12 protein-coding genes, 1 tRNA gene and 1 riboswitch are annotated in these 22418 nt (G+C 64.9%); of the genes, 6 read left to right on the top strand and 7 right to left on the bottom strand.

The window, feature by feature from the left end; translation table 11 throughout:
- Positions 1-32: 32 nt before the first annotated feature.
- Positions 33-127: riboswitch (glycine riboswitch) on the bottom strand.
- Between the two features lie 94 nt (positions 128-221).
- Entirely contained in the window at positions 222-974 is a 753-nt protein-coding gene (locus tag ACVKN3_RS03610; RefSeq protein ID WP_285407045.1) for a TetR/AcrR family transcriptional regulator, read from the bottom strand.
- 95 nt (positions 975-1069) lie between these two features.
- Here ACVKN3_RS03610 and ACVKN3_RS03605 point away from each other — a divergent pair, with 95 nt between their 5' ends.
- A complete protein-coding gene (locus tag ACVKN3_RS03605) occupies positions 1070-2203 on the top strand; it encodes an FAD-dependent oxidoreductase (RefSeq protein WP_354515840.1) in 1134 nt (377 codons plus the stop codon).
- Here the strand turns inward: ACVKN3_RS03605 and ACVKN3_RS03600 are convergent, their stop codons facing one another.
- Both ACVKN3_RS03600 and ACVKN3_RS03595 read right to left on the bottom strand, forming a co-directional pair.
- On the bottom strand, positions 2204-2731 hold the full coding sequence (locus ACVKN3_RS03600; RefSeq protein WP_354515842.1) for a helix-turn-helix domain-containing protein: 528 nt from the start codon (positions 2729-2731) through the stop codon (positions 2204-2206).
- A 118-nt stretch (positions 2732-2849) separates the two neighbouring features.
- Entirely contained in the window at positions 2850-3584 is a 735-nt protein-coding gene (locus ACVKN3_RS03595) for an SDR family oxidoreductase (protein ID WP_354515844.1), read from the bottom strand.
- 74 nt (positions 3585-3658) lie between these two features.
- Here ACVKN3_RS03595 and ACVKN3_RS03590 point away from each other — a divergent pair, with 74 nt between their 5' ends.
- Entirely contained in the window at positions 3659-4306 is a 648-nt protein-coding gene (locus ACVKN3_RS03590) for a TetR/AcrR family transcriptional regulator (RefSeq protein WP_354515846.1), read from the top strand.
- A 189-nt stretch (positions 4307-4495) separates the two neighbouring features.
- Here ACVKN3_RS03590 and katG read toward each other — a convergent pair whose 3' ends face one another.
- Positions 4496-6751: a catalase/peroxidase HPI gene (katG, locus tag ACVKN3_RS03585; RefSeq protein ID WP_354515848.1), complete on the bottom strand. Its 2256-nt coding sequence runs from the start codon at positions 6749-6751 to the stop codon at positions 4496-4498.
- Positions 6752-7242: 491 nt separating this feature from the next.
- On the opposite strand from katG, the gene ACVKN3_RS03580 reads away from it, so the two are divergent.
- Entirely contained in the window at positions 7243-7476 is a 234-nt protein-coding gene (locus ACVKN3_RS03580) for a hypothetical protein (RefSeq protein WP_354515850.1), read from the top strand.
- 45 nt (positions 7477-7521) lie between these two features.
- Here the strand turns inward: ACVKN3_RS03580 and ACVKN3_RS03575 are convergent, their stop codons facing one another.
- The gene (locus ACVKN3_RS03575) at positions 7522-8124 is read right to left on the bottom strand and encodes a pentapeptide repeat-containing protein (RefSeq protein WP_285407062.1); all 603 of its coding nucleotides are present in this window, start codon (positions 8122-8124) and stop codon (positions 7522-7524) included.
- A gap of 179 nt (positions 8125-8303) precedes the next feature.
- Here ACVKN3_RS03575 and ACVKN3_RS03570 point away from each other — a divergent pair, with 179 nt between their 5' ends.
- The 3 genes from ACVKN3_RS03570 (at position 8304) to ACVKN3_RS03560 (ending at position 21108) form a co-directional block, all read left to right on the top strand.
- On the top strand, positions 8304-19079 hold the full coding sequence (locus tag ACVKN3_RS03570) for a non-ribosomal peptide synthetase (RefSeq protein WP_354515852.1): 10776 nt from the start codon (positions 8304-8306) through the stop codon (positions 19077-19079).
- Between the two features lie 239 nt (positions 19080-19318).
- Entirely contained in the window at positions 19319-19921 is a 603-nt protein-coding gene (locus tag ACVKN3_RS03565) for a Clp protease/crotonase-like domain-containing protein (protein ID WP_354515854.1), read from the top strand.
- Positions 19922-19938: 17 nt separating this feature from the next.
- A complete protein-coding gene (locus tag ACVKN3_RS03560) occupies positions 19939-21108 on the top strand; it encodes an XVIPCD domain-containing protein (protein WP_354515856.1) in 1170 nt (389 codons plus the stop codon).
- 4 nt (positions 21109-21112) lie between these two features.
- On the opposite strand, the gene ACVKN3_RS03555 is transcribed toward ACVKN3_RS03560, so the two are convergent.
- Both ACVKN3_RS03555 and ACVKN3_RS03550 read right to left on the bottom strand, forming a co-directional pair.
- A complete protein-coding gene (locus ACVKN3_RS03555; RefSeq protein ID WP_354515858.1) occupies positions 21113-22195 on the bottom strand; it encodes a DUF4272 domain-containing protein in 1083 nt (360 codons plus the stop codon).
- A gap of 101 nt (positions 22196-22296) precedes the next feature.
- Positions 22297-22381 (bottom strand) — tRNA-Leu (locus tag ACVKN3_RS03550).
- Positions 22382-22418 lie beyond the last annotated feature (37 nt).

The raw sequence follows: 22418 nt of genomic DNA, 5'->3' as shown, positions 1-22418 counted from the left end.
GCATCCGGAAGAACGTGCCGTGCCGGCACGTGGGGCGCCCCTCTGTCCTTTTGCCTGAGAGTTTGGAGGCGGGTGGCCTCTTGCACCTTCGGCGCCGGATCTAACCGGTCTCTCCAGAGTGATGAAGCACGTCGGTGGTCATGGGAGCCTGAGCGATTACGGGCGTTGCGCCTTCGGCAGCGGGTCCTTCCGCTTCTCCCACCGGGTGTTGCTGCGAACGATTATACAGAGCCGGGGCCGGGGATGATGTCTTTTTGCAAGCGTATCCCGCCCAGGATCAGATCGATCCCGGCCAGGAAGTCGGCGAGGTCGTCGTGGCAGCGCAGCGCCCCGGCCATGCCGCGCGTGAAGGGGTACGCGTCCGGGTCCAGTGCGGCCCAGGTCGTGGCGACGCTGGCCAGGAACGCCTCACGGTCCACGCCCAGCGTCTGGCCGTGGCGTGCGTTGGCCGCGTTCTGGCCGGCCACGCCCAGGATGTAGCTCCACAAGGCCAGCACGGTCGACCACTGCGCTGTCGGCAGCACGTCCAGCGCCTGAACCTCGCCGCCCAGCGCCTCCAGCAGTCGCACGCCGGGTAGCTGGCCAGGGCCCCGACTCAGCGCCGCGCCGACCCAGGGGTGGCGGTCGATGGCGTCGAACATGCCCAGTGCGATGGCGCGGATCCTGTGCTCGGGCGTCGGCGCTACGGGTGCCGTCCCCGCTGCCGCAGGTCGCAGCGCAGCCGCGACCACCGCGTCGCATGCCGCAGTCAGCAGGTCGTCCTTGTTGGCGATGTGTCCATAGATGGCGCCCGGCCCGGTCGCCAGGCGCTCGGAAAGCGCGCGGAAGGTGAGGCCGCTTTCGCCCCGGCTATCCAGGAGCGCCACGGCGGTAGCGACGATGCGATCCCTCGAAAGGGCCTGGTCACGTCGCTGGGCGGGAGGGGATGTGTCGGCCATGGCCTGGATGTTGACACGGATGGAACGACGTTCCAAGCTTATGGAACGTCGTTCCACGAGCGCCTCGCGTATGTCATTTGCGACCGCCGTGCTGGCGATCGTCTCTTTCCTACCTATGTTCGGAGCGTTCCATGCCTCCTTCCATCGCCATCGTGGGTGCCGGTCTTGGCGGCCTGACCCTGGCACGCGTCCTCCACGTCCACGGCGTTGCCGCGACGGTCTTCGAAGCCGAAGCCTCCGCTACCGCACGCGCCCAGGGCGGCATGCTGGACATCCACGGCGAGAATGGGCAGCTGGCGCTCAAAGCCGCCGGACTTTACGAGCAATTCCTCGACATCGTGCACCCCGGCGGCCAGGCGAGCCGGGTACTCGGCCATGACGGCGCACTGCTTTTCGCGGACGAGGACGATGGTTCCGGCGATCGACCGGAGGTGCCGCGCGGGGCGCTACGACGCATCCTGATCGAGTCGCTTCCGCCCGATGCCATCCAGTGGGGTAGGAAACTCACGCAGGTCGCCGCGTTGGGTGATGGTCGGCATGACTTGCGTTTCGCCGACGGCTCGACTTTCACCGCCGATCTGCTCGTGGGTGCCGATGGAGCGTGGTCGAAGGTTCGTCCGCTGCTGTCCGATGCCGTACCGATCTATACCGGGATGTCGTACGTGGAGACATGGCTGCACGATGTCGACCGTCGCCACGCGCCCAGCGCGGCGGCCGTCGGCGGTGGAGCGCTGTTCGCCGTCGCACCCGGCAAGGGCATCCTTGCGCATCGCGAGCCGGAGGGTGTCCTGCACACCTATGTGGCCCTGCGTCGTTCCGAGGCGTGGATGTCACGCATCGATGCAGACGAGCCGGCCCGGACGATGGCGCAGGTTGCGGCGGAGTTCGAAGGCTGGGACGCAGGATTGAAGTCACTGATCACCGACGGCGAAACGCCGCCGGTGATCCGACGCCTCCACGCCCTGCCATCCGAACACCGCTGGAAACGACTGCCGGGCGTGACGTTGCTCGGCGACGCGGCCCACCTCATGTTGCCTTCGGGCGAGGGCGCCAACCTGGCGATGTGGGATGGCGCCGAACTGGCACAGGCGCTGGTCGCGCAGCCAGGCGACATCGACGCGGCACTCGCCACCTATGAGGAAACGCTGTTCAGACGCAGCGCACTGGCCGCGGCAGATGCGCAGGAACTGCTCGAGGTATGTTTCGGCGAGCGCGCACCTGCCAGCCTGGTCGAGATGTTCAGCGGCGGCGGGTCTGCCGGCTGATCAGAAGAAGGCGGCGGGGCTGAGGGCGAAGCGCTTGGCCAGCGCACGGATGTGGTTGACGGTCAGCTCGCGCTTTCCCGCCAGAATCTCGGAAACCACGCTCTGTGTTCCGATTTCCGGCAGTTGGCTCTGTCGAAGATCGTGCTGTTCCATGAGGAACCGCAGAAGATCGACGCCATGCACCTCCGCCTGGAGATAGTGGCGCTGGTCGTAGGCGTAGATGAGATCGGCAATCACCTGGAACAGGGAGTGGCACGGGTGTGTCGCTTGCATTGCACCCGCATCGACGAGCATGTCGGCCAGTACCACCAGTTCGTCGTAATCGGCACTGTTTTCGATGTGGCGCAGACCGGAAAGCTTCTGGAAGGCCTCCCAGCCCTCCGTGACGAAAGCCAATGAAGTTCTTGCTTTCATTTCCATTTTCCTTCGTCGTACTGGCTGTGCGTGAGCACTGCCCTGCAGCGGGATTCCGGCATCGGTATGGAGAAGGGCGAATTCGACAAGGCGCCGATTCGTGATGACGCACATCGCACTCTTCCGTGAGCTTGGGTTCCATAATATCGCAAATTGCGATGGCGTCAACGAGAGGCGCGGATCGACACTTCTTGTCAGGCTTTATCTCACTGGCTACTGGCCATAAGGGCTGTCACCAGGGATCGGTACCTTCCGTGGCGGAGAATCCACCGGTCGGGCCTTCGTCCGGGAGCAGGGCGAGGCGAACGGTCTCGGCGGCTCCTTCGGGGATGGTCTGCGGGCCGCTGTGACCGTTGAGGTCGGTGGCGGTGTAACCGGGATTGGCCGCGTTGACTTTGATGCCGTGCTCCTTCAGTTCGGCAGCAAGCAGCACGGTGAACATGTTCATGGCCGCCTTCGATCCGTTGTAACCGAGCAGTTTGACCGCGGCGTATTCCCAGGTCGGATCGTTGTTGAGCGTGATGGAGCCCAGGCCGCTGGACACGTTGACGATACGACCCGACCTCGATTTTTTCAGCAGCGGCAGCAGCGCCTGCGTCACGGCGACGGCGCCGAAGAAGTTGGTATCGAAGATCTGCCGCACGACTGCCAGGTCGGCGGCTCCGGGCAGACCGTCGCCCTGCAACGATATCCCCGCGTTGTTGACCAGCACGTCGAGGTGGCCTTCGTTGGCTTCGATATCGGCGGCCGCTGCCGTCAGCGACGCGGGGTCGGTCAGGTCGACGGCGATGTAACGCACGTCGATGCCTTCAGCCTGCAGTGTTTTCACGGCCTCGTTGCCGCGTGATGCATCGCGTGCGCCGAGCAGGACACGATGACCCGCCTTGCCGAGTTGACGGGCGACTTCGAAGCCGATGCCCTTGTTGGCGCCGGTAATGAGGGAGATACGACGGTCGGTGTTGGTCATGGCGTTCCTTGGTGATGCGGCAGGGAGGGTATGGGTTTAATATATGAACCATCCTTCGGTTTTTGAATTCGCATATGTCCGTGATCCCTGCCGACCCCTTGAAGCCCCGCAAAACGCCGCGTCAGGCCCGGTCGGCTGCCACCGTTGCGGCGATTTTCGAAGCCACGTTTCAGGTTCTGCTGACCGAGGGCCTCGTGCGCCTGACCACCACGCGCGTGGCCGAGCGGGCCGGGGTGTCCGTCGGCACGATGTACCAGTACTTCCCGCACAAGCAGGCGCTGCTATACGCCTTGCTCGATCTCTATCTGGAGGAAGTGGTCGTGGCCCTGGAAGAGGCGTGCATCCACCACGAGGGTGGATCCCTGAGTTCGATCGCCGACGGCTTGGTCCATGCCTATCTGGAGGCCAAACTGCGTCACATGCCCGGGTCGCGGGCGCTTTACGCTGTGGCTGCGGAGCTCGATACGGCCGACCTGGTTGGCGATATCTCGCGGCGCGTGGACAACGCCCTGGCACGCGTATTGGCCAGTGCCCGCGATGCGACATTCGATGACCTGCCTACCGTGACCTTTGCGTTGCGCACCCTGCTGGTGGGCACCGTGCGTGCCGTGCTGGAAACCGACGCGTCGCCGCCGTCGATGGCGATGCTGCGTGCGCAGTTGCCCGTGATGTGTCGCGCCTACCTGTTCGCGGCGTCGCGTGCGCTCCCGCCAGGGCCGTAACGAACCTCGCTACCGCCGTCACCGCAAATGGACTATGCGGATGAGTTGACCGTTTCGCTGCGGCGTTACGGGTCGGATCTTCCTGGGAGCGGCTGAAACGATGAGCGCGGTGGGCAGCACGCAAAAAAGAAGCCCGCCGGACAAGCATCGCGGCGGGCTTCGTGTTGCAACAAACAAGAATCTGATCGGTTACTTCTTCAGGTCGAACCGATCCAGGTTCATCACCTTCGTCCACGCGGCGACGAAGTCGTGCACGAACTTCTCCTGGGCATCCTCGGTGGCGTAGACCTCGGCGATGGCACGTAACTGCGCATGCGAGCCGAAGATCAGGTCGACACGCGTACCGGTGAACTTGCGCTCGCCCGACTTGCGATCGACACCTTCGAAGATGTCCTGCGCCGACGACATCGCCCGCCATTCCGTGCCCATGTCGAGCAGGTTGCGGAAGAAGTCGTTGGTCAGCGTGCCCGGGTTCTGCGTGAACTGGCCATGCGTATCGTTGCCGGTGCGCACGCCCAGTACGCGCAAGCCACCGACCAGCACGGTCATCTCGGGAGCGGTCAGGGTCAGCAGTTGCGCCTTGTCGATCAGCAGCGCTTCCGCCGGCACGTTCCACTTGCGCTTGAGGTAGTTGCGGAAACCATCGGCCTTCGGTTCCAGCGCGTTGACCGATTCCACATCGGTCTGCGCCTGTGTGGCATCGCCACGACCCGGTGCGAACGGCACGTCGACCGCATGGCCGGCGTCACGCGCGGCCTTTTCGACGCCTGCATTGCCCGTCAGCACGATCAGGTCGGCCACCGAGACCTTCTTACCCGTGCTCTCGAAGTCACTGCGGATACCTTCCAGCACAGCCAGCACCTTTGCCAGCTGCTCGGGCTGGTTCGCCTCCCAGTCCTTCTGCGGCGCGAGACGGATACGTGCGCCATTGGCGCCACCACGCTTATCGGAGCCGCGGAACGTGGACGCGGACGCCCAGGCGGTGGTCACGAGTTCGGCCACCGACAGGCCCGACGCCAGGATCTTTTCCTTCAGCGACGCAATATCGGCTTCGCCGACCGGAGCGTGATCGACCGCGGGGATCGGATCCTGCCAGTCGAGCACCTCGGCGGGCACTTCGGGACCAAGGTAACGGGCACGCGGGCCCATATCGCGATGGGTCAGCTTGAACCACGCGCGGGCGAACGCGTCGGCGAACTGGTCCGGGTTCTCGAGGAAACGGCGCGAGATCTTTTCATAGGCCGGATCCATGCGCAGGGCGAGGTCGGTCGTCAGCATCGTCGGGCGCAGCTTCTTCGACGGATCGTAGGCGTGAGGAATGGTCTCTTCGGCGTCCTTGGCGACCCACTGGTGAGCGCCGGCGGGGCTCTTGGTCAGTTCCCACTCGTGGCCGAACAGGTTCTCGAAGAAACCGTTACCCCACTGAGTCGGGGTGCTGGTCCAGGTGACTTCGAGGCCGCTGGTGATGGTGTCGGCACCCTTGCCGCTGCCGAAGCTGCTCTTCCAGCCGAAGCCCTGGTTCGCAATGTCCGCGGCTTCCGGCTCGTCACCGACGTTGTCGGCGGGACCGGCACCGTGCGTCTTGCCGAAGGTGTGTCCACCGGCGATCAGCGCGACGGTCTCTTCGTCGTTCATCGCCATGCGTCCAAACGTCTCGCGGATGTCGTGCGCCGAGGCGACCGGGTCCGGGTTGCCGTCCGGGCCTTCCGGATTCACATAGATCAGGCCCATCTGCACCGCGCTGAGCGGGCTTTCCAGGTGGCGACCGCCATCGGTGCGGCTCTGTTCCTCGCCGTGCTTCTCGGCATCGGCCACGAGCACGCCGCCGTCGTTGTCGTCACCGGCCTTGCCCTTGCCGTAGCGGACGTCGCCGCCCAGCCAGGTTTTCTCGTTACCCCAGTACACGTCCTGGTCGGGTTCCCACGTATCCTCGCGACCGCCGGCAAAGCCGAAGGTCTTGAAGCCCATACTCTCCAGGGCGACGTTACCGGTAAGGATGTAGAGGTCCGCCCAGGAAATCTTCTGGCCGTACTTCTGCTTGATAGGCCAAAGCAGGCGACGCGCCTTGTCCAGGCTGACGTTGTCGGGCCAGCTGTTCAGCGGGGCGAAGCGCTGCTGCCCGCGGCCACCGCCGCCACGGCCGTCACCGACGCGGTAGGTGCCCGCGCTGTGCCAGGCCATGCGGACGAACAGGCCGCCGTAATGGCCGAAGTCCGCCGGCCACCATTCCTGCGAATCGGTCATCAGGCGGGTCAGGTCCGCTTTCACGGCCGACAGGTCGAGGCTGTTGAAGGCCTCGGCGTAATTGAAGTCCCCACCCAGCGGGTTGGACTTGTTCGAATGCTGGGCCAGCAGGTCCACACGCAGCTGTTTCGGCCACCAGTCACGATTGGTGGTGCCGCCGCCGGCGGTGTGGTTGAACGGGCACTTGGCTTCGTTGGTCATGCGCTCTCTCTCCTTGGGATGGTCCCAATGGCTGGCATTACGGTGCGTCAGGCTTGCACGGAGGTTCGGCGACAATACGCCACGGGGACAACGATGATGGGCAGTGTCACTGCCGAGAGGCCGACCAGGGTGTCGTTGTCCCGCTTGCGGGAAACAGGTGGAACAGCGACGTAAGCGCGACGGGGGAAGGGCATGACGCGACCTGTGGAAGACCTGTTCATGAGTGTACGCTGCGGGTGTGACGCTTCGGAAGCTGATTGATTCTATCGAATCCATAGGGTGAGGCTATGGAAGCCTTTCCTATCGTCGCGGTCCGTGCCGGTGTTGCTGGCGCGTTATCGGCAAGGAACGCCATGGCTCATGGAAAGCCTCATACACCGCAACGCGGCACGCGAACCAGGGCCACAGGTGGTAACGACCTTTCATCTCTGCCGCAACTTCTTTCGGGTGAACCGGCGTAAATTGATCGCTCGACATTCATGGTGTTTTCTATGAAAGCGAACGGATGGTTCGGCAAAAAGCGCATCGGCTGGGGTATCGGCCCGCGTCGCTGGCAAGGCTGGCTGGTCATGGCGATCTATGCGGTGACGATGATCGCGCTGCCGCGGGTTGTGGACAGGGCAGCCCACCCCTGGCTGGTCGGCGGAGGTATCGCCGTGCTGTCCATTGCACTGCTCACCATCATGATCCTCAAGTTCGAACACGCCGAGCACCGTCGTCCCTAGCGTGTCCATGGCCGAAGCACAGGCTTCACCAGCCCGGTGCTCGCTTCAATCCACCAGTTCGATGCCCAGGCCATGCAGCAGCCCGGACGCTTCCGTGCGGGTGAACCTGGCTCCCTTGATCTGGTTATCGCGGATGTCCATGACGTAATTGGTGGACTCTGAAAAATCCGCACCCCCCAGCTTCGTCTTCCCGAAGAGAGCTTCCGCAAAGTCGGAATAGGTGAAGTTCGCCCGCGTGAAGTTGCCCTGGCGCAGGTCGACGTGGCGGACTTTGCATTCCTCCATGACGATCTCCTGTAGATCGAGGTCGAAGAACGATGAGTAGTCCAGCACCGACTTGCGGAAAGCGAGCTTGGCCGGCGCGGCGTACCGCGGCCAGTCCGCTCGCGTCCAGTCCACGCCGATGACCTTGCATTCGTTGAACGTCACGCCCTGGAACTTGCTGGCCTTGATCTTGATGTTGCTCAGGTCGCAGGCTGCGAACGTGCAGTCGATGAACTTGCAGTGATCGAACGTTGCATCACTGAACGTGCAGCGGGTGAACGTGCATTCCTCGAAGGTGAGCGTGGCGAGGATGCTTTCGGCATAGTCCATGCCCTGGAACGCCTTGAGGTAAAAATCGCTTTCCGTGCCGATACGTTCGTTCATGGGGGGAGGGCCTGCGGAACACAGCGGCGATTGTCCGGCTTCACTGTCACGTGTTCAATCTTGCGTAACCGGTGCAACTGTGTGCGAGGGCGCTGCGCGATGCGATGCCCGCTACCATCACAATTGGCCCATCGCGGCTGTGTACTATTTTCCGCATTTCCCATGCAGGATAATGCATCATGCCATTGGCTGAATCGCGCCATGTATGCGAAGGCGCGGCTGTGCATGCGCTTTCGAGCCCGCAACGGGATATCTATCACGATCAACTGATGAAGGGCCGCACGCCGACCTACAACATCGGTGGGTACGTCGACCTCTTCGGCGGCGTGGACGCGGCACGCTTCCGCCAGGCCCTGCAACTCGCCGTGCGTAAGCACGATTGCCTGCGTTTGCGTCTGGTTTCGAGAGGCGAGGACACGCCCGGACAGGTCATAACGCAAGAACTTGCGATGTCGCTGCCGTTGCTGGATGTTTCCGACCGAGAGGCGCCCGAGCAGCACGCGCGGGCGTGGATTCGCGAGTGCATCAACACGCCATTCGATCTCTTCGATGGGCCATTGTTTCGCTGCGCGCTCCTCAAGCTCTCGGAGAGCCGGTTCCAGTGGTTCATCTGCGCGCATCACATCGTCGTCGATGGCTGGGGCATCGATACCATCATCCAGTCCGTCGCCAGCCTGTACAACGCGCTGGCGAACGGTGAGGCGCCGGATGCCGAGGCACCGTCCTATCTCGCGTTCGTAGCCAACGATGCCGCCTACCTGGCGTCCACGTCGTTCGACAGGGATCGCGACCACTGGCTTGGCACCTACCCGGACGTGCCCGATCCGTTGCTCGCGCCCCGCCATCGCGACACGGTCGTCGGTCAGCCTTTTTCGACCGGTGAATGTTCGTGGCGGCTGTCGCGCGATCTGGACGAGAAGATCGACGCCCTGGTCGCCACGCATGGATCGACGAGATTCCAGGTCTTTCTCGGCTTGTTCCAGGCGTTCTTCCTGCGCCTGGAACAGCGTGACGAACTGGCTGTCGGCCTGTCCGTCCTGAACCGCAAGGATGCCGCGGCGCGGCGGACCGCCGGCATGTTCACCAATGTCCTGCCAATGCGCCTGGCATTCGATACGAGCCGTTCGTTCGTGGCCTTGCTCGAGGCCATCGCGCCGGCGTTGCGCCAGGCCTATCGGCACCAGCGTTTTCCAGTAGGAGCGCTGAACGAGGGCCTGGACCTTTTCCGGGAGCATCGCGCGCAGGTCTACGACCTTTCCATCTCCTACGAGCATGGCGGCACCGAACTGTTCTTCGGCACGGTCCGCGGATGGGTCGTGAAGTGCACGAACGACCACGAAGGCACGCCGCTGCGTTTGTGCGTCCGTGACGACCTGGGGACGGGCGAGTCGACGATGTTCTTCATCTTCGGCCGCGCGTACTTCGACGACGGTGAGATCGCCACGTTGCGCGAGCGGTTCATCGTCTTCATGGAGGCGTTGCTGGCGGATGCCCACGCCCCCCTGTCCTCGATACCCGTCGTGCTCGCGAGCGAACGGAAGCAGTTCGCGGACTGGAACGCGACCGATGTCGCTTACCCCGATACGTGCCTGCACACGTGGTTCGAGCGCTGCGTCGACCGGCAGCCGGATGCCATCGCACTGGTGCACGGCGATGTATCGCTCACCTACGCCGAACTCAACCGACGCGCCAACCGGCTTGCCCACCATCTCCTGGCGATGGGCGTGCAGCCGGACGACCGGATCGCGCTGTGCCTCGAACGAAGCGTGTCGATGGTGGTGGGCCTGTTGGCCGTCTTGAAGGCGGGAGGTGCTTACGTCCCCATCGATCCGACGTATCCGCCGGAGCGCCTGGCCTATCTGCTGCACGATGCCCAGCCGCGCCTGCTGCTGACGGACGAGACGGGGTGCCGTGCACTGGGTGCCTCCGTAGACGCGACGACGCACCTGCGGCTGGACCTGCCTTCGCCACCGTGGATCACGCTGCCTGCGAGCAACCCCGAGGTGGCTGGCGTGACCTCGCAGCACCTGGCTTACGTCATCTATACCTCGGGCTCCACCGGGCAACCCAAGGGGGTGATGGTCGAGCACCGTCACGTCGCCCACCAGGTCGTCGCGTTGCAGCGTGCCTACGACCTGCGGCCCGGCGACCGTCTGTTGCAGTTCGCTTCGCTGGCCTTCGACATGTCGGTGGAGGAGATTTTTCCCGCGCTGGTCACCGGCGCCACGCTCGTGTTGCGCACCGATGCCTGCCTGGCCTCGCCGATGGCGTTTGCCGCCTTCTGTGCCGAGCACCGCCTGACCTGGATCAACCTTCCCAGCACGTTCTGGGCGCAGCTGCCCACGGAACGACCCGAACTGCCGCTGCCAGACACCTTGCGCCGGGTCAGCGTGGGTGGGGATGCCATCAGTCCTTCCGCGGTGGCCGCATGGTTCGCGAGGGCAGGGCACCGACCCACGCTGTTCAATGCCTACGGGCCCACCGAGGCGACCGTTAACGCCACGCTGTTGCGCATGGACGAGGTGCCACGCGTGCCGTCGATCGGACGCCCGGTGTCGAATGCCCAGGTGCATCTGCTCGACGCCGTCCAAAAGCCCGTGCCTGTGGGGGCCGTGGGTGAGCTGTACATCGGCGGTAGCGGCGTGGCGCGAGGCTATCTCCATCGGCCGACGCTGACCGCCGAGCGTTTCATCGACGACCCGTTCGCGAACCGTGCCGGTGCGCGCATGTACCGCACGGGCGACCTGGGTCGTTATCTGCCGGATGGCGCGATCGAATTCCTGGGTCGCAACGATCACCAGGTCAAGGTGCGCGGGTATCGCATCGAGCTGGGTGAGATCGAGGCCCGTCTCGCGACGCATTCATCGGTGCATGAGACGGTCGTACTCGCGCTGGGCGAGGGACTCGCGCGACGGCTCGTCGCCTATGTCGTGGCCCGGGGCAGCGAGGCCGACGATGCCGCGCTCGCCGGACTGTTGCGAGCGCATCTCGCCGTCGACTTGCCCGATTACATGCTGCCGTCCGCCTTCGTCCGTCTGGACGCCTTTCCGCTCACGCCGAACGGCAAGCTCGATCGCAAGGCGCTGCCCGAACCCGGCGACGAGGCATTTGCTCTGCGGCCCTACGAGGCGCCCCGGGGCGAGGTGGAAACCGAACTGGCGACGCTCTGGCGGGAATTGCTGGGCATCGAGCGCATCGGGCGTCACGATCACTTCTTCGAACTCGGCGGCCACTCGCTGGTCGCCATTCGCCTGCTCGGTCGCATGGCGCGGGCCTTCGATCGTGTGCTGCCGCTGGCCACCCTGTTCAGTCACCCTACCGTGGCCGAGCTGGCCGTGGCCGTCGAAGCGCTTGGGCGCGAAGACGCGCATCCTGTCCTGCCGCCCATCCGTCCCGTCGTCCACGGGGAGACGCTGCCGCTGTCCTACGCACAGCAGCGCCTGTGGTTCATGGACCAGCTGGACCGTGACAGCGCGATCTATCACGTGTCGCTGGTGGTACGCATGACGGGCGAGGTGGACGGGGCGCTGCTTCACCGCAGCCTGGACCGCCTGCTGGCGCGGCATGAGGCCTTGCGCACCGTGTTCCGTGCGATCGACGGCGAGCCGCATGCCGCGCTGCTGCCGACGGATACCGCGTTCCCGTTCGTCGAACATGACCTGCGCGGGACGAGCGATCCCGACGGCGCACTGGTCCGATACACCGACGATAACGCGCGCACGCCGTACGACCTCGAACACGGGCCGCTGGTCCGCGCCTGCCTCGTGCGTGTCGCTGACCGCGACTGCACGTTGCTGCTGGGCATGCACCACATCGTCGCGGATGGCTGGTCCCTGCACCTGCTGGCCCGCGAGATCGGCACGCTGTATACCGCGTTTGCGCAAGGGCAGGACGACGCGCTGCCGCCGTTGCCGGTGCAGTATCCCGACTATGCCGCCTGGCAGCGTGCGGTGCTGACTCCCCAGCGCTTGCAACGCCAGGTCGACTATTGGCGGCACACGCTGGCCGGCGCGCCGGACTTGCTCAACCTGCCGACAGATCGACCGCGCCCGGCGCGCCAGTCGTTCGCAGGTGCGGTGGTGCCGCTGCGGGTCGATGCCACGGTGGCCGGCCGCCTCAGGCAGGTGTGCGCCCGGCACGGCGTGAGCCTGTTCATGCTGCTTACGGCGGCGTGGTCGAGCGTGCTGGCGCGCCTTTCGGGTCAGGATGACGTGGTGATCGGAACGCTCTCTGCCAACCGCGGGCAGCGCGAGATCGAGCCGCTCATCGGCTTCTTCGTCAGCACGCTGGCCCTGCGCCTCGACCTGTCTGGCGAGCCGGATACCGCCGGGATGCTCGCCCGGGTGCGCCAGCGCATCCTTGCGGCACAGGAAAACCAGGACCTGCCGTTCGAGCAGGTGGTGGAGCTCGCGCGTCCGTCGCGGCGGCTGGACCATTCGCCGCTGTTCCAGGTGCTCATCGCCTGGCAGAGCAACGACCGCGGGCGCTTCGCGTTGCCGGGCATCGAGGTGAGCCAGGCAGAGATGTCACTCGCGGCGATCCGCTACGACCTGGAACTGCATCTCTACGAGGACGAAGACGCCATCGTCGGCGGACTCGGCTATGCCACGGCGTTGTTCGACGAGGCATCGATCGAGCGCCACGTGGGCTACCTGGGAGCCGTGCTGGATGCCATGGCCGCCGACACGACGCTGCCTTTATCCCGCACCGAATTATCCGGTGCCGACGAACGGGCCTTGCTCGAACGCTGGAATCGTACCGAGGTATCCGTCGCGCGGGAGGAGGGCATCCACCGACTCTTCGAACGGCAGGCGGCACGCTCGCCGGACGCGATCGCCCTCATCCACGGCGAGGCGCGGCTGGCCTATGGCGCGCTGAACCGGGAGGCGAACCGCCGGGCGCGTCATCTACGTGCGCTGGGCATCGGTGCGGAGGGCCGAACCGACCAGCGCGTCGCGCTCTGCGCCGAGCGCGGCTTCGCCATGGTCACCGCCATGCTGGCCATCCTCAAGGCGGGCGCCTGCTACGTACCGCTCGATCCCGCCTACCCCGCGGAACGGTTGCAGCAGGTGCTCGATGAAGCGGGCGCGACGCTGCTGCTTGCCGACGGGGCGGGGCGACGCGCAGTGGGCGACCGGTCGCTAGCGACACACCGCACGATCGACCTCGATAGGGCGCCGCCCGAAGAAGACGCGCTTGCATCGGACGACCTTGACCCCTTGCCCGGCGCGACGGATACCAACCTCGCCTACGTGATCTACACGTCCGGCTCCACGGGCACGCCGAAAGGCGTCGCCATGCCGCACGGGCCGCTGGTCAACCTGGTGCACTGGCAACGAACGCAGAGCGAACATGCGGGCGCCCCGGCACCGCGTACCCTGCAATACGCAGCGCTCGGCTTCGACGTGGCGTTCCAGGAGATCTTCGCCACGCTTTGTTTCGGGGGAGCGCTGGTCCTGGTGGACGCGGCGGTTCGGCTGCAGTTCGAGGTGCTGGTGGACGTGTTGCGCGAGCAACGCGTGCAGCGCGTCTTCCTGCCGTACATCGCCTTGCAGTCGCTGGCCGAGGCGATCGACGAGGGTTCCGTCCACGGTGAACTGCTGCCGGACCTTCGCGAGGTGGCCGTGGCCGGCGAGCAGTTGCGCCTGACCCCGCAGATCAAGCGCCTGTTCGCGCGCTTGCCGGCGTGCGCCCTGCACAATCACTACGGACCCACGGAAACCCATGTGGTCACGGCGCAGACGCTCGGCCCGGGGTCGATCGGCGATTCGCCCAGCCACGTACCCATCGGGCGTCCCATCGCCAACGCCCGCGCCTATGTGCTCGATACCCAGGGCGTGCCGGTGCCGCTGGGTGCCGTCGGCGAGTTGTACATCGGCGGCGTGGGCATCGCGCGCGGGTATCTCGATCGCGACGAACTGACCGCCCAGCGGTTCGTGCGCGATCCGTTCGACACCCGCCCCGATGCGCGCATGTATCGCACGGGCGACCTTGCCCGTTACCTGCCGGATGGGCGACTGGTCTGCCTCGGCCGCAATGACCATCAGGTCAAGGTCCGCGGTTTCCGCATCGAGCTGGGCGATATCGAGGCCCACCTCGCCGATCATCCGGCGGTACGGGAGTGCGCGGTGATCGCACGCGCGGATACGCGTGGCGAGACGCAACTGGTCGCCTATGTCGTCGCGCCGTGCCAGGACGACGGCTTGGCGGCCACGCTGCATGCGCACCTCGCCGGCCTGCTGCCGGGCTACATGGTGCCCGCGGCATTCGTGCGTCTGGCCGCCATTCCCCTGACCGCGCACGGCAAGCTGGATCGCCGCGCGTTGCCGTTACCCGACGAGCAGGCGTTTGCGCGCTCGGTCTATGCGCCGCCGCAAGGCGAGATCGAGGCGGGACTGGCCGCGTTGTGGCAGGACCTGCTCGGCGTGGAGCGGGTCGGGCGGCACGATCACTTCTTCGAGCTGGGCGGCCACTCGCTGATCGCAGTGCGGCTGCTGAGTCGCCTGTCGCAGCGTTTCGGCGTGGCGTTGCCGCTGGCCGAGCTGTTCGCGCACCCGGTACTCAGCGAGCTGGCCGGCGTGCTGGCCGACAGCCGGCTCAGGATAGGCGACACGGGCCTCGAGGTCATCCCGCGAGCGTCTCGCGGGGACAGCGCCCCGCTGTCACACGCCCAGCAACGGCTCTGGTTCCTCGCCCAGCTCGAGGGTGACAGCGCCACTTACCACATCCCACTGACGGTGCGTCTCGACGGTGACCTCGACGTGGCCGCCCTGCGCAGCGCATTCCGCCGCCTGCTGGCGCGCCATGAGAGCCTGCGCACCGTGTTCGTCGCCGAGCACGGGCGACCACACACCATGGTCCTCGATGAGGATCGCGGCCCGGACCTGCACCACGACGACCTGCGTGACCGGCCCGACATCGAGGCCGCGTTGACACGCTTCCTGGCCGAGGACAGGAACCGTCCGTTCGACCTCGCCGCCGGCCCCCTGGTTCGCGCCAGCCTGGTCAGGGTGGGCGAGTCGCGTCATGTGCTGCAACTGACCCTGCATCACCTGGTGGCCGACGGCTGGTCGCTCGGCATCGTCGCCGCCGAACTCGGCGCCCTCTATGTCGCCGGCGTGGACGGCGTGAATAGCCTCCTGCCGCCGTTGCCGATCCAGTACGCCGACTACGCCCTCTGGGAACGCGACCGCATGAGCGGGGACCGCCTCACGGCGCAAGCCGCGTACTGGCGACGGCAGCTCGCGGACGCACCGTCCCTGCTGACCCTGCCGACGGACAGGCCGCGTCCAGCACGTCAGTCGTTCGCCGGTGCGTTCCTTCCACTGACACTGGACCCCACGCTGACGCGTGCACTCAAACGTGTTGCCCACAAGCACGGCACGACCCTGTTCATGGTGGTGCTGGCCGCCTGGGCCGCGGTGCTGTCACGGCTCGCCGGTCAGTCGGAGGTGATGATTGGTACGCCCACCGCGGGACGCGGGCGGGAAGAACTGGAAGCGCTGATCGGCTTCTTCATCAATACCCTCGCGCTGCGCATCGACCTCGCCGCCCCACACGACGTTGCTTCGCTGCTCGACCACGTGCGGCAGGTCGCGCTGGATGCGCAGGCGCACCAGGACCTTCCGTTCGACCAGGTGGTGGAGATCGCGCAGGTGCCCCGGCGCGTCGATCGCACACCGCTGGTCCAGGTGCTGTTCGCCTGGCAGAGCCACGACGAGGGTCGGTTGTCATTGCCCGGCATCGCGGTGGAGCCGCTGCCCGCGTTCGACTGGGTGAAGTTCGATATCGAGCTGATCCTGAGCGACGTGGACGGCAGTATCCAGGGCGGCTTCAACTACGCCACCGCCTTGTTCGACGACGACACCATGGCGCGTCACGCCGGCTACCTGCATACCGTCCTGGAAGCCATGGTGGCCGATGACGCCGCGACGATAGCGGCCATCCCGTTGCTCGCCGTGCCCGAGCGGCGGCAACTGCTGGACGAGTGGAACCGTACCGAGGCATCGTATCCCGCGCAGACGGGCATGCACCAGCTGGTGGAGCGCTGGGCGCGCGACACACCGGACGCGCCCGCACTGGTCGATGCTTCGGAAACGCTCTCGTACGCACAGTGGAACGCTCGCGCCAACGGTCTCGCCCACGAACTGATCGCGCGGGGCGTGCGCCCAGGCGGCCGGGTGGCGCTGTGTGTCGGCAAGGGTTCGGCCATGTTCGTCGCGCTCCTCGCCGTACTGAAGACCGGCGCCGCGTACGTGCCGCTCGACCCGGCGTACGCCTCGGCGCGTCTGGACCATATCCTGGACGATGCCGCGCCCGGGCTCCTGCTTTACGACGCCGCCGGACGCGCGGCGCTCGGCGCGACGGCGCTCGCGGCGCGCGACGCGCTCGATCTGGCGGACTGGCTCGGCCGGGACGGCGAGGAAACCGACAACCCCGACGTGGGCGGCTTCGATGCACGCATGCTCGCGTACGTCATCTATACCTCCGGTTCCACCGGCAAGCCGAAGGGCGTCATGGTGGAACACCACGCGGTGGTCAACCTTGCGCTGTCGCTGAGCGAGCGGCTGGGCGTGGACGCAAACAGCCGGATCAGCCAGTTCGCCTCGCCCGGCTTCGATGCCAGCGTCTTCGAGAGCGTGATGGCCCTCGCCACGGGCAGTGCGCTGTATGTCCCCACGCAGGCGGAGCGGCTGAATCCGGCCGCTTTCCTCGCCTTCATTGGGCGCCACGGCATAACCCACGCCTCGCTGCCGCCGGCCTTCCTGCAAGGCCACCTCGAAACCCCTCGCTGGTCGCATCGACCCACGCTCGTCTTCGTGGGTGACGCATCCGCGCCGGGGCTGGTGGCCACCTGGCAACGCCATGCCCGTATGGCCAACGCGTACGGCCCAACCGAAATCACGGTATGCGCCACGGTGTGGCTGGCCCCGGACGAGCCTGGCGCACCGGCCAGCGTGCCGATCGGCAGGCCGCTCGCCAATACACGCCTGTATGTGCTCGACGAGCAGGGTCTGCCGGTGCCGTGTGGCAGCGTTGGTGAGTTGCATATCGGCGGGGTAGGGGTCGGACGCGGCTACCTCGACCGGCCCGTACTGACGGCCGAACGGTTCGTTCCCGATCCGTTCGATGCGCGGCCCGGCGCACGCATGTACCGCACCGGCGACCTTGTCCGCTACCTGGCGGACGGCAATCTCGTCTTCGTGGGACGCAACGATCATCAGGTCAAGTTGCGCGGCTTCCGCATCGAACTGGGCGAGATCGAGAGCCAGCTGGCGATGCATCCCATGGTGCGGGAGTGTGTCGTGATGGCCCGCGAGGATCGACCGGGCGAGCAGCGCCTGGTGGCCTACGTGGTGGTGGATGCCGATGGAGACGCGGACGTTGCCCTCCTGCGCGATCACCTGGCCGTGCGGCTGCCGGACTACATGCTCCCTGCGGCTTTCGTCGTGCTCAGGTCGATGCCGCTCACCGCGCACGGCAAGCTGGATCGCAAGGCCCTGCCCATGCCGGACGATGGTGCATACGCCCGGCGTGCCTGGGAGCCGCCGCACGCCGGAGCCGAGAACACGCTGGCGAGGTTGTGGCGCGAGGTGCTGGGTGTCGAGCGCGTCGGCCGACACGATCACTTCTTCGAGCTCGGCGGCCACTCGATGCTGGTCGTGCAACTGGTCATGCGCATCAACGAGGTCATGGACATGTCGGTGGCGGTACGCGATGTGTTCCGCTGTCCGGTGTTGACGGACATGGCGCAACTGATGTCTCCGGCCGATACGCTCCCGCCGTCGCTCGTCCTCGACCTGGACAGGGAGATCGTGCTCGACGAGGCCATCCGTGCCGATGCGCGACCTCGAGACCACGCGCCACCGGCGCATATCCTGCTCACGGGTGCGTCGGGCTTTCTCGGGGTATTCCTGCTTGCATCGTTGCTACGGCAGACGCAGGCGACGGTGCACTGCCTTGTCCGTTGTATCGACCCTGCGGACGGATGGTCGCGTCTGGCAGCGACCATCCGGCGGTTCGGCATCGCCGGGATCGATCCCGCCCGCGTGGTGATCGTGCCGGGCGATCTCGCGCAGCCGAAGCTCGGTCTGACCGAGGCGTGTTTCGATCGCCTGGCCGGCATGATCGATACGATCCACCATAACGGGGCGTGGGTGGATTCGTTGCACACGTACGCCAGCCTGAAAGCGGCCAACGTGACGGGCACCCAGGAGATCCTGCGCCTGGCAGCGCGGGGCACGCCCAAGCACATCCACTACGTATCCACGCTCAGCACGATACCGCCGGTCGAGAGCGCCGGACCGGACATCGTGAAGGAGACGCAGCTGGCCGAGCACTGGCGTGGCCTTCCTTCGGGCTACGCGCAAAGCAAGTGGGTGGCCGAGCGGCTGTTGCGCGTCGGTGGCGAGCGCGGCATCCCGTACACGGTCTATCGTCCCACGCATATCGCGGGCGCCCGCGGGAACGGCGCCAGCAATCCTACCGATACCTGGAGCCTGTTCATCGATGCGTGCCTCGTTCTCGAGTGCGTGCCGGACATCGATACGCCTATCAATTCATTGCCGGTGGACGACATGGCCGACGCGATCGTGACCCTGTCGCTGCGAGGCGACATGCGCGGCCGTAGCCTCAACCTCACCAACCCACGATCGTTCATGCTCGGCGAACTGACCCGACAGGTCGCGGCCATCGACGAGCTGGACGTGCAGCGTGTGGACTATCGAAAGTGGCGGCAGCAACTCGGCGAGCATCCCGCCACCGGTCGCCTCGCCACCGTGATGCCGGTCGAACTGTCGGAACTACCGGTCGGGACGAAGGCTCGTGCGCCGATCGAACTGGGCAATGCGATGGTCGAGTTCGCCGGTGACGGCGTGCGCGCTACGGCGATGACGCCCGATCTATTGTGCAGGTATGTGCGGTGGCGTTATGGGCAGATGGTGCAGCCGGCTTGATCTAATCAGGGCAGGCAGGGAGTACCGACTGCTGACGACCATGGTGGACGGCCTCCTTAGTTTGAGTCCTGCGATATAGGTTAAGGCGCATCGAGTGAATTCATCGCACCTTGAGTAGTTCTTTTTAGCTCTGGGTGCCTCACTGCGGCGGACGTTTACAAATTCACTATCTAGCGCTAAAACGATCAATCGAAGCACGTGAAGAAAGCGGTTGTATCAACTACTGCAAGGAGCCGATCATGAACGAAAAACGCACTTCACCGAAAAACGTTGGGCGTGGCGTTCACCGCAAAATATTGCCCCTCGCAGTCCTGTTTCTCCTCTCGGGAATGCCATTCGTCAGCAGTGCTGCCAAGATCCCCACGGGGTTTGAGAGCTACGCCAAAGTTGAGGCTGGCGAGGGGCTGCAGTGCGTCGTTGGAGACATCACCGACCAAGACGCCATGAATGGAAGGGCTTACGTATATTTGGAAGAAAAGAAAACGCACCATATTCAGTGGGCTTTCCGCATACCGTTGCCGCCCAATCGCTACCAGAATCGTGCCACGCATTGCTTGTCGGATGCCGGGAAGATCTATGCGCTGGTCCAATCAGACACATCGCAAGCCCAAGCTCTGTCGCAGACCTTCGTTGATGTCGTCACGATGGATAAAGCTACCGGACGCATCGAATCGACCGGAAAAGTCATCGCAGCGCAGGCTGGCCGTGCGCCGTCTACATGGGTCGAAGCGGGAGCTGGAAATTTTCGTATGGATAACGGAAAGATTGTCGTAACGGGGAAGTATTTCAACCTTCAAGACCCGGACGCGCGTAAGTCGTTTACCGCAAGCCCGACCCCCTGATCGACAAGGAGAGCGACATGGCGACCCCTCAAGAGCAGTTCATTGCAGATATCTATCCCGGCGCGAAGAAGATCGCAGAAGACACTGGGTCGTCAGTAGAGATTGTTCTTGCCCAGACCGCCCTTGAAACGGGATGGGGCCAGAAAGTCCTGCCTGGTACGAATAACCTCTACAACATCAAGGCGGATGCGGGCTGGAAAGGCAAGTCAGCAGAATTCACCGTACCTGAGGAAGATAAGAAGACAGGTGCGGTGTACATGTCCAAGGAAAAGTTTCGCGTCTACGACTCGTATGCCGAGTCTATGGCTGATCGCGCCAAGTTTCTTGCAGATAATCATAGGTACGAAAAAGCAGGCCTGTATAAGCCCGAGGTAAAAGGTCATCTAGAAAAGGAAGCAGAGGCCATAGCGAAGGCCGGCTACGCTACCGACTCTAACTACGCAGAGAAGCTCGTCAAGATAGGCAAGGGGCCTAGTTTGAGAGCGGGGATCGACCTTGCCGAAGGAAGGGCACCGCAATCCCATGGGGCGGACCATGATCGTCCGTTGCGCAAAGGTGAGAAAGGTGACGACGTAGGTGCCCTGCAGGCATCCCTGGCGTCCCTCGGGTACAGCGACGCAAACGGTCGTGCACTAAGGCCAGACAAGGATTTCGGTACGAGTACGGACCACGCGGTGAGGGCGTTTCAGCATGATCAAGGGCTTCACCAGGATGGTGTGGCGGGGAAGGCCACGCAGGCTGCTTTGGCGGAAGCCTTAAAAGCGCGGAGATTGCCCAGCATGATGGATGTCGACCACCCCGCCAAGGGCATGTACGACCAGGCATTCCGCTGTGTCGCGCAGCTCGATAAGGATCACCAGCGCGAAACGGGGCCTCATAGCCAGATGCTTTCGGGAAGCCTCGTTTCAGCCGCCGCGGCCGCCGGCTTCAGTCGCATCGACCACGTCGTGCTATCGGATGACGCAAGCCGGGCTTACGCGGTCCAGGGAGACATGAAATCACCATTCAAGCAGCACGTCGATGTCGACGTCGTGCAGGCGGTCCAGACCCCCCTGGCGCAATCCAGCGCCGAAGCAGCAACTCATATTCAAGCCAGCGAACAGGCTCGCATGCAGCAGATCCAGCAGCAGGCTGTTTCGCAACCCTCCCAGGATCCGCAGCAGCCCCCTCCGACCATGCTGAGGTAGCGGCTCAGGTCGGTGTAGTCACATCATCCCATTCCGCCTGCTCGAAGCGCACAAGCCAGTTCAGCGCGTGATGACGTTCCTGGATCACGCCCGGGATGACATGGGGAGGGAAGCTGCGGCGGCCGAGCTCAGCCTCGCGTATGACCCAGTGCGTACGGAAGGTCATATCGAGCGCGTCGAGGATATCGTCGATGAGACGCAGGCCAGGCGTAGTCGGCATGCCATGCTCCGCGTCATCGAGCAGGCTGGCCGTGAGGCCGGCGACATCGCAAATGGTATCCGGCGCAGGGTGGTCCGGCCAAAGTCCTGCCGCCCAGGCCAGGGTCGCCATGCTCTCGTAGCGCCAACCCATCTGGGTGACGAGATGCTCATCCGGGTTATCGGCCTGGAGGAACGCTTGTTCGTCCGGCGACAGATACGGGAAGGCTCCTGGGAGGCGCTCGCGCATCTGTTCAACATCGAGCCGTTCGCCGTCGCGGATGCCTTCCGCATAGGCGCTTACGATAAGCAAGGCCATCACGCGTCCGACGACGTCCGCCGGTGTACGCCATTGGGCTTCTTCCTCACCGACCACCGGTGGCAGGCTGGTCGAGGTGTGTATGCCTTTCTCCGAGAGTTCGGTCTCGATGACGGCTTTCCTCGCCACGGCATCGGCGGGATAGGGGACGTCCGCGGCAGGATCGCCGCCGCCCTCACTGTCGATCAGCACGCGGCCAGCCGTGTCGCGGACGCTTCCGTCGTCGTGAAAGACCACCGCGTTTGCCCGTTCGGTCCATCGCGAGAACGTGGGGAGGGCGGATGGCGCGACGCTCAGGCTGACGTGATGCTGCACCCTCTGCAGGTGCCGCATCAGGTGATAGAGCACGCGCGTCATCTCACCATCGCCGCGGCTGAGCACGTAGCCGATGAATCCGTCGAGGTGCTCGTGCAGGTCGGGATCGTCCAGGCCGCGCGCGCCGAGCACGCTGTGGGGAAAATCGAGCGCGGGCAGGGGGCTGACGGTGGCATAGACGTTCAAGCGGAGTTCGCTTGCGTCCGGGTCGCCGCCCGTGGGGGACGAGAGCATCGATGTGAGGCGTGTGAACATGGAGGAGGCTTCCTTCGCAGGTTCCGACGATTCTATCGCGAGGCTTTCCTGAACCCCGGAAACAACAAAGCCCCGCATCGCTGCGAGGCTTCGTCTATAATTGGTGCCCAAGAGAGGACTCGAACCTCCACGGTTTTACCCGCTAGTACCTGAAACTAGTGCGTCTACCAATTCCGCCACCTGGGCAGGTGTCCCGAAGCATCGCTGCCCCGTGAGCCGCGTA

Source organism: Luteibacter sp. PvP120, assembly GCF_054055715.1.
The sequence above is the reverse complement of the archived record's forward strand: the minus strand, read 5'-3'. Positions and strand labels throughout refer to the sequence as shown.

Bases quoted from the DNA above. Each gene is read 5' to 3' on its own strand.
- ACVKN3_RS03605 (WP_354515840.1), top strand. From the start codon at position 1,070: ATGCCTCCTTCCATCGCCATCGTGGGTGCCGGTCTTGGCGGCCTGACC.
- ACVKN3_RS03600 (WP_354515842.1), bottom strand. From the start codon at position 2,731: ATGTGCGTCATCACGAATCGGCGCCTTGTCGAATTCGCCCTTCTCCAT.
- ACVKN3_RS03595 (WP_354515844.1), bottom strand. From the start codon at position 3,584: ATGACCAACACCGACCGTCGTATCTCCCTCATTACCGGCGCCAACAAG.
- ACVKN3_RS03590 (WP_354515846.1), top strand. From the start codon at position 3,659: ATGTCCGTGATCCCTGCCGACCCCTTGAAGCCCCGCAAAACGCCGCGT.
- katG (WP_354515848.1), bottom strand. From the start codon at position 6,751: ATGACCAACGAAGCCAAGTGCCCGTTCAACCACACCGCCGGCGGCGGC.
- ACVKN3_RS03580 (WP_354515850.1), top strand. From the start codon at position 7,243: ATGAAAGCGAACGGATGGTTCGGCAAAAAGCGCATCGGCTGGGGTATC.
- ACVKN3_RS03575 (WP_285407062.1), bottom strand. From the start codon at position 8,124: ATGAACGAACGTATCGGCACGGAAAGCGATTTTTACCTCAAGGCGTTC.
- ACVKN3_RS03570 (WP_354515852.1), top strand. From the start codon at position 8,304: ATGCCATTGGCTGAATCGCGCCATGTATGCGAAGGCGCGGCTGTGCAT.
- ACVKN3_RS03565 (WP_354515854.1), top strand. From the start codon at position 19,319: ATGAACGAAAAACGCACTTCACCGAAAAACGTTGGGCGTGGCGTTCAC.
- ACVKN3_RS03560 (WP_354515856.1), top strand. From the start codon at position 19,939: ATGGCGACCCCTCAAGAGCAGTTCATTGCAGATATCTATCCCGGCGCG.
- ACVKN3_RS03555 (WP_354515858.1), bottom strand. From the start codon at position 22,195: ATGTTCACACGCCTCACATCGATGCTCTCGTCCCCCACGGGCGGCGAC.